This is a genomic window from Xanthobacter autotrophicus (genome assembly GCF_030015065.1).
In the GTDB taxonomy this organism is placed as follows: domain Bacteria; phylum Pseudomonadota; class Alphaproteobacteria; order Rhizobiales; family Xanthobacteraceae; genus Xanthobacter; species Xanthobacter autotrophicus_D.
The window spans coordinates 1-6,971 of the sequence record NZ_JAIVFN010000167.1; the positions used below are offsets into that span (position 1 = coordinate 1).

Genomic DNA, 6,971 nt, shown 5'->3' on the forward strand with positions numbered 1-6,971 from the left:
AAGAGACAGAGGCCGTTGAGGGCGGCGGCTCCTCCGATGCCGCTGCGGCCCTGCGCCTCCTCGCCGCCCTCAACGGCCTGGCGCCGGAGGACCCGCGCCTGTTCGAGGCCGCCCGCGCCACCGGATCGGACGTGCCGGTGTGCCTCGATCCCCGGGCGCGGATGATGCGGGGCGTGGGCGACGTGCTGTCCCCTCCGCTCGCGCTACCGCTTCTGCCGGCAGTGCTGGTCAATTGCCGCGTCGCCGTGCCCACGGCGGGCGTGTTCCGGGCGCTGGGCCTCGCCCCCGGCGCGGCGCTCGCCGGCCCCGCGCATCCCCAGGTCCTGCCGGACGCGGTGGCGGGCGATGCGAACGCCTTGCGCACCCTCCTCGCCGGACTGCCCAATGACCTGGAACCGCCAGCCCTTGCCTTGGCGCCGCAGATCGGCCGGGCCATGGAGCTGCTGGCCGCCGCCCCCGAGGCGCGCCTCGTGCGCATGTCCGGCTCCGGCGCCACGGTGTTCGCGCTCACCGACACCTGCTGCACCGCCGCCGCGCTGGCACGGCGCGTGCTTGCGCTCGAGCCCGGCTGGTGGGTGAAGCCCACCGTTCTGCGATAGGGCCGAACCAACCATGATCCTGCCCCGATGACGCTGCCCGCCTTCCTGCTCGCCGCCCTCGGGGAAATCGCCGGCTGCTTCGCGGTCTGGCACGTGGTGCGCCTCGGCGGCTCGCCGTGGTGGCTGCTGGCCGGATTGGCCAGTCTCGGCGCCTTCGCCTATGCCCTCACCTTCGTGGAGGCCGAGGCCGCCGGCCGGGCATTCGCGGCCTATGGCGGCATCTATATCCTGTCGTCGCTGGCCTGGATGTGGACGGTGGAGGGCGTGCGCCCCGACCGCTGGGACGCCACCGGCGCGGCCTTGTGCCTTGCGGGGGCGGCGGTCATCGTCTTCGGCCCGCGCGGGTGAGCCTTCAGGCCGGCCCCTGCGTCGGCGCGGCCTTCTCCCGGGCGAGCAGGCGCTGGTAGACCCAGCCCATGGCCACCAGCACCACGCCGAGGCCGATGAAGGACACTGCGCGCAGCACCCCCTCCAGGTCCGCCATGTCGGAGAGGAACACCTTCAGCACGGTCAGCACCATCACCGCCGCCGAGGCGAGGCGCAGGGTGCGCGATCCGCGCCACAGGCCGATGGCGAGCAGCGCCATGCCGGACACCAGCCACGCCGCCGAATAGGCGTACCACTCGGCCGAGCTGATCTCACCGGCATCGAGCACCTCGCCCTGGAACAGGCGGCTCACCTCGAAGGTGATGTAGGCCAGCGCCAGCACGATGGCGAGCCCGCCCGCCGCCAGCTTCACCCGCCCACGCGCCACCGGCTGCACCCCGGCGAAGACCAGCGCCAGCGCCGCCGGCAGGGCGAAGGCGACGAGGAGGTCGTTGAAGACGACCCCGCCGACGCTCTCGCCGGTGGCGAACGGATTGTTCTCGCCGAGGCCGTTGAGGGCGCACAGGGCCGCGAGGGCGGCGACGAGGTCCGAGAACAGCCGGTAGAAGCCGCGCCCGGTGATGGCGGCAAGGCGCGCCAAGCCTATCGCATAGGCGCCGTAGATGGTGGCGAGCAGGCCGGTCTCGAACAGGCGGGTGTCGCTGGCATAGATGTCGCCGCCATGGGCGAGGTGGCGCACCTCGGTCGCCGCCAGCGTCACCGCGAACAAAAGCGCGAGGCTCTCATGCACCCGGCGGCTCCAGTCGTCGCCGCTCTTGGCGAGCAGGAAGGCGGCGGCGGCGAAGGCGAAGGCCGGCACCCCATAGCCCCACAGCAGCCAGTTGAGGATGGGGGTGGCGCCGGGCTCCACGGCGATGGTGGGCAGCCACACGATGCGCCCCAGCACTACCAGAGCGAGCCCGGCGGAGAAAGCGCGCAGCCCCGGCAGCGGCCGCAGCGTGGAGATCCAGGCGACGCCCAGCGCCGCCAGCGCGAGGCCCACCGTGAGCCAGCCCTTCTCCAGCGCGAAGGTGAGCGCGAGGGCAAGGCTCACCACCGCGCCGGCGGCGAAGAGGGTGCCGCCATAGGCGCGGGGGGCCCGCGACAGCCGCTCGGCGGCGAGGGTGAACAGGAAGGCGAGGGCCAGCGCCAGCGCCGCGAACGGCATGCTGCGGTCCAGCTCGGTGAGGCGCGCATAGGCGGCGATCAGCATCAGCACCGGGCCGAGGGTGCCCGTCACCGCCCAGCCGACGAGAACCAGAAACCGCCCGCCGCGCCACGCGCCGGCAAGGCCCGCCCCCAGCATCAGCGCGCCCATGCCGAAGGAATAGGCCATGAAGTGCCCGAGCGAGAGCCGCGCCGGCTCGGGCAGCGCGCCAGCCATGGGGCCGGCCGGCGCCATGGTCGTGCCCGGCTCCGGCGGGAACACCCATTGGGTGAGGATCGCGGGGGCCAGCACCGCCACCGCCAGCGTGGCCAAGGTCATGGGCTTCACCCGCCACGCCAGCGCCAGCACGCCCACGGCGGCGAGGACGAAGACGGCGAGCGGCAGGGCCCCCACCTCCCCGTCCACCGCCGCCGTGGCGGTGACGAGGAGCGCGCCCACGGCGCCGAGGATCGAGACCGGCTCCGGCCGCGGGCCGGTATCGGGGCCCCAGAACAGGTGCGGCGCCAGCAGCAGGGCGGTCAGCGCCAGCAGCACCAGCCCCAGCGCACCGGAGGCGCTCACCGCCTGCGGCACGCCGAACACCACGAGGGTGAGGCCCCACGCCACCACGCCGGCGATGGCGATGAGCGCCAGCCAGGCCCAGCGCCGCACCCGGGCCACCCCCAGCGCGCTCGCGGCCACGGCCGAGATGAGGAGCACGACGCCCCAGGCATTGGGATCGTCGGTGGTGATGAGGAAGGGCGTCACCGCCGCGCCGATGAAGCCCAGCGCCGCCAGCGCCGGCCCGTGCAGCAGGGCCGCCAGCAGGGTGGCGACGCCGGTGGCCGCCAGCAGCAGGAAGGCGGCCTGCGGCGGAATGAGGTGGTACAGCTCATAGGCCGCATAGAGGCTGCCGAAGGCCGTCATGGTGCCGGCGGCGGTGAGGATGCTCGGCACGTCGGGCATGCGCCCAAGGCCGGCAAGGGGGCCGGCGGAGGGGGCGGTAAGCGGCTCGGCCGGCTCCTCCCTGCGGGCGCGGCGGCGCAGCACCTCGCCGCCCGCGAGCAATGCCGCCGCCAGCAGCAGCCCCAGCCCCACTCGCATGGCGGGGCCGATCAAATCCTGCTCCACGGCGAAGCGCACCAGGAACACCCCGCCCAGCGCCAGAGCGAGGCCGCCCACCCACACCGCCCAGCGCGCGCCCACCTTCTCCTCGAACCCGGCGAAGCGCTCCTTGAGCGGGCCGGCGTCGAAGCCGGGACGCGGCGCGGCGGGCGACGGCACGCCGTCCTCGGGCCGCAAGGGCGCCGACAGCGGCGGCGGGCGCGTCACGTCATGCAAGGCCGGTGGCGCGACGGGCTCCGGCGGCGGGGCGACCGGCTCCCGAGGGCGCGGTGCGAAGGGCGCCAGCGTGACCGGGCCTGACGGAATCGGGGCGGCGGCGGGCGGCGCTTCGGGAACGAGGCCGAAGGCCTGCGCTTCCAGCGCGGCGACCCTGGCCTCCAGCACCCGGATGCGGCCCCGGTGCTTGAGGACGAGAACGAAGGCGACCAGCGTCATCACCGGAAAGGCGAGAACCACCAGAATGAGAAGCGCCCATTCGTCCATCGCCATGCACCCGTCTGCTGCCAGAGCGCGATCCGACCGGATTTGACTCAACCTGATCGGTGAATCGCCCTCTAAGTTCAAGAAAGAGAACGCGTTGCCCGATCAGCTTGCATCGCAAGCTGATCGGCGCGTGCTCTAGCCTGATGAGAAAGAACGCGTTTTCCGATCAGAGCGCACCGCGAGCCGATCGGACAACGCATTCCAAGGCGAACGCGCGCATTCGCTTTTCAGGATGTAGCGCGGCGCCCGGCGCAACGCTAGCTGAGCCGCGATAAGTGCTCAATTTTTATAATGATTTTGTGCTCTTGCGCGGCGGTAGCATGAACACGCCGGCGGACCGCTCCGCCCGGCGATGTCCTCGTCTCACCCCTCACGGAAGCGGTTGGTGATGGGATAGCGCCGGTCGCGGCCGAAATTGCGGCCCGTCACCTTCACCCCCGGCGCCGCCTGCCGGCGCTTGTATTCGGCGACGTTCAACAGGCGCTCCACCCGCGTCACCGTGGCGGCATCAAAGCCGTCGGCGATGATCTGGGCCACCGAATGCTCGCGCTCCACCAGGCGTTCGAGGATGGCATCCAGCACCGCATAGGGCGGCAGCGAATCCTCGTCCTTCTGGTTCTCGCGCAATTCGGCGGTGGGCGGCTTGTCGATGAGGCTGTCGGGGATGACCACGCCGTCCGGCCCCAGCGCATCCGCCGGCTTCCAGCGGTTGCGCAGGCGCGACAGGCGGGTCACCTGGGTCTTGTAGAGGTCCTTGATGGGATTGTATCCGCCGTTCATGTCGCCATAGAGGGTGGCGTAGCCGGTGGACATCTCGGACTTGTTGCCGGTGGTCACCACCATGGCGCCGAACTTGTTGGACACCGACATGAGCAGCGCGCCGCGCACGCGGGACTGGAGGTTCTCCTCCGTCACGTCGCGCTGGGTGCCCGCGAACAGGGGCGCCAGTGCCGCTTCCATGCCCTCGACGCCGGCGGCGATGGGCATGATGTCGTAGCGCACGCCCAGGGTCTGCGCCACGGCGGCCGCATCGGAGAGGCTTTCGCCCGACGTGTAGCGATAGGGCAGCATGATGCAGTGGACGCGCTCCGGCCCCAGGGCATCCACCGCCATGGCGGCGCACAGGGCGCTGTCGATGCCGCCGGACAGCCCCAGAACCACGCCGGGGAAGCGGTTCTTGTTCACATAGTCGCGCAGGCCCACCACGCAGGCGGCATAGTCCGCCTGGTCGCCCTCGATGCGGTCGGCGAGGTTGGCGCCGAGGCACTTCCAGCCGTTCTCGAAACGCTGCCACCTGGAGATGCGCACCCGCTCCATGAAGCAGGGGAACTGCAAGGCGAGGAAACGGTCGGGATTGAGGGCGAAGGAGGCGCCGTCGAACACCAGCTCGTCCTGCCCGCCCACCTGGTTCACATAGAGCAGCGGCAGGCTGCTCTCCACCACGCGGGCCACCGCCACGTTCTCGCGCTCGGCATAGACGCTCTGGCGATAAGGCGAGCCGTTGGGCACGATGATGAGCTCGGCGCCGGTCTCGGCGAGGCATTCCACCACGTCGGAGCCCCAGATGTCCTCGCAGACCGGCACGCCCAGGCGCACCCCCTTGAACGGGATCGGCCCCGGCAGCGGGCCAGGGGTGAACACGCGCTTTTCGTCGAACACGCCGTAATTGGGCAGGTCCACCTTGTGGCGGACCGCGGAGATGCCGCCTTTTTCCAGGAGCAGCACCGAATTGTAGAGCTTGCCCTCCTCCACCCACGGCGCGCCGATGAGCAGGGCGGGGCCGTCCGCGGTCTCGGCGGCCAGCGTCTCGATGGCGGCGCGGCAGGCCTGCTGGAACGCCGGCTTCAGCACCAGGTCCTCGGGCGGATAGCCGGCGATGAACAGCTCGGGGAAGACCACGAGGTCCGCCCCCGCATCGCGGGCGCCGGCGCAGGTGCGGCGCGCGAGATCGAGGTTGCCCGCCACGTCGCCCACCGTGGGGTTGAGCTGCGCGACGGCGATGAAGAGCGTGTCGACCGGAGCTTCAGGCGTGGCGCCGGTCTCGCGGCTGGTCTCGATGATGGTCATGGATCGGGTGTAACCGCAGGCGCGAACGGGGGAAAGGGCAAGAAAAAGGCAACCGGGAAATCTGCCTCATCCGGCGCCATCGCGGCGCCCGGAAGGGGCGCCGCGGGGCTGTTTTCGTGACTCACAGGCCGAGCCGCGACCACAAGGCGCGCTCCTCCACGGCCGCGATGGCGCCGTCCGCCGCCTGTGCGGCGAGCGTGCCGGCCAGGGTGCCGGCAACGCCGCCGGAAAAGCCCCCTGGCCGGCGCGGGATCAGGCCGGAGGAGGACTGCACCAGCGGCATCCGCACATCCTCGCCGTAGCGCGCCTTCAGGATGGAGCGCACATCGCCCAGCCCGTCGACGAGGCCGAGGCCCGCCGCCTGGGTGCCGAGCCAGAACTCGCCGGAGAACAGGCTCTCGTCGTCGGCCGGCAGCGCGTCGCCCCGCCGCGAGCGCACCAGGTCCACGAACACGGTGTGCAGCTCCTTCAGCAGCAGGTCGAGCCGCTCCACGTCCTCCGGCCGCGCCGGGCGGAAGGGGTCGAGGGTCACCTTGCGCTCGCCGGCGGTGTAGACCCGCCGCTCCACGCCCAGCTTCTCGATGGCCTTGTCGAAGCCGAAGCCCGCCGTCACCACCCCGATGGAGCCCACGATGGAGCAGGGATCGGCGAAGATCTCGTCGGCCGCGCAGGCGATCATGTAGCCGCCGGAAGCCGCCGCATCCTCCACGAAGGCGAAGACGTGCTTCTCCTTCTCTTCCGCCAGCGCCCGGATGCGCCGGAAGATCAGGTGCGACTGCACCGGCGAGCCGCCCGGCGAATTGATGAGCAGCGCCACCGCGGGCGCCGACTTCATGGCGAAGGCCTTGTCCAGCGCCTGCGCGGTGCCGGCCAGCGACAGGGAGCGCGCGAACGGCGTCGTCTGCATGCCGATGGCGCCGGAGAGCCGCACCACCGGCACCACCGGCAGATCCCGGCGCCACTTCTTGGGAAGGATGCCGCCGAGGCGGCGCGAAAGGGAGGAGAGGAAGCTGTCGGCCATGGTGAGAGATGTAGGGCGCGGCCGTGACGCACTCAAGGCGGCGGGAGCACGCGCAGTCAGGTTCAGGCCGTGTCCCGTTTTGAAATGAACCGCCGGTTCCCCCCCTGCTCTCCACTCCGCGCCGGCCAACTCCCTCTCCCGCTTGCGGGGGAGGGGTGGGGAG

5 protein-coding genes are annotated in these 6,971 nt (G+C 71.6%); 2 read left to right on the forward strand and 3 right to left on the reverse strand.

Features of this window, described 5'->3' with window-relative positions:
* Both K9U40_RS21185 and K9U40_RS21190 read left to right on the forward strand, forming a co-directional pair.
* Positions 1 to 599: 4-(cytidine 5'-diphospho)-2-C-methyl-D-erythritol kinase (locus K9U40_RS21185; RefSeq protein WP_282892100.1), on the forward strand; the 599-nt coding region annotated here is incomplete at its 5' end.
* A gap of 27 nt (positions 600 to 626) precedes the next feature.
* A complete protein-coding gene (locus K9U40_RS21190; RefSeq protein WP_282892101.1) occupies positions 627 to 947 on the forward strand; it encodes a YnfA family protein in 321 nt (106 codons plus the stop codon).
* 4 nt (positions 948 to 951) lie between these two features.
* Here the strand turns inward: K9U40_RS21190 and K9U40_RS21195 are convergent, their stop codons facing one another.
* The 3 genes from K9U40_RS21195 to K9U40_RS21205 all read right to left on the reverse strand — a co-directional run bounded on the left by K9U40_RS21195 (position 952) and on the right by K9U40_RS21205 (position 6,808).
* Positions 952 to 3,726 carry a DUF2339 domain-containing protein gene (locus K9U40_RS21195; RefSeq protein ID WP_282892102.1) on the reverse strand — a complete coding sequence of 925 codons (2,775 nt, stop codon included), beginning with the start codon at positions 3,724 to 3,726 and terminating at the stop codon, positions 952 to 954.
* A gap of 357 nt (positions 3,727 to 4,083) precedes the next feature.
* A complete protein-coding gene (locus tag K9U40_RS21200; RefSeq protein ID WP_282892103.1) occupies positions 4,084 to 5,787 on the reverse strand; it encodes an NAD+ synthase in 1,704 nt (567 codons plus the stop codon).
* Positions 5,788 to 5,908: 121 nt separating this feature from the next.
* The gene (locus K9U40_RS21205) at positions 5,909 to 6,808 is read right to left on the reverse strand and encodes a S49 family peptidase (RefSeq protein WP_282892104.1); all 900 of its coding nucleotides are present in this window, start codon (positions 6,806 to 6,808) and stop codon (positions 5,909 to 5,911) included.
* Between the last annotated feature and the right edge of the window lie 163 nt (positions 6,809 to 6,971).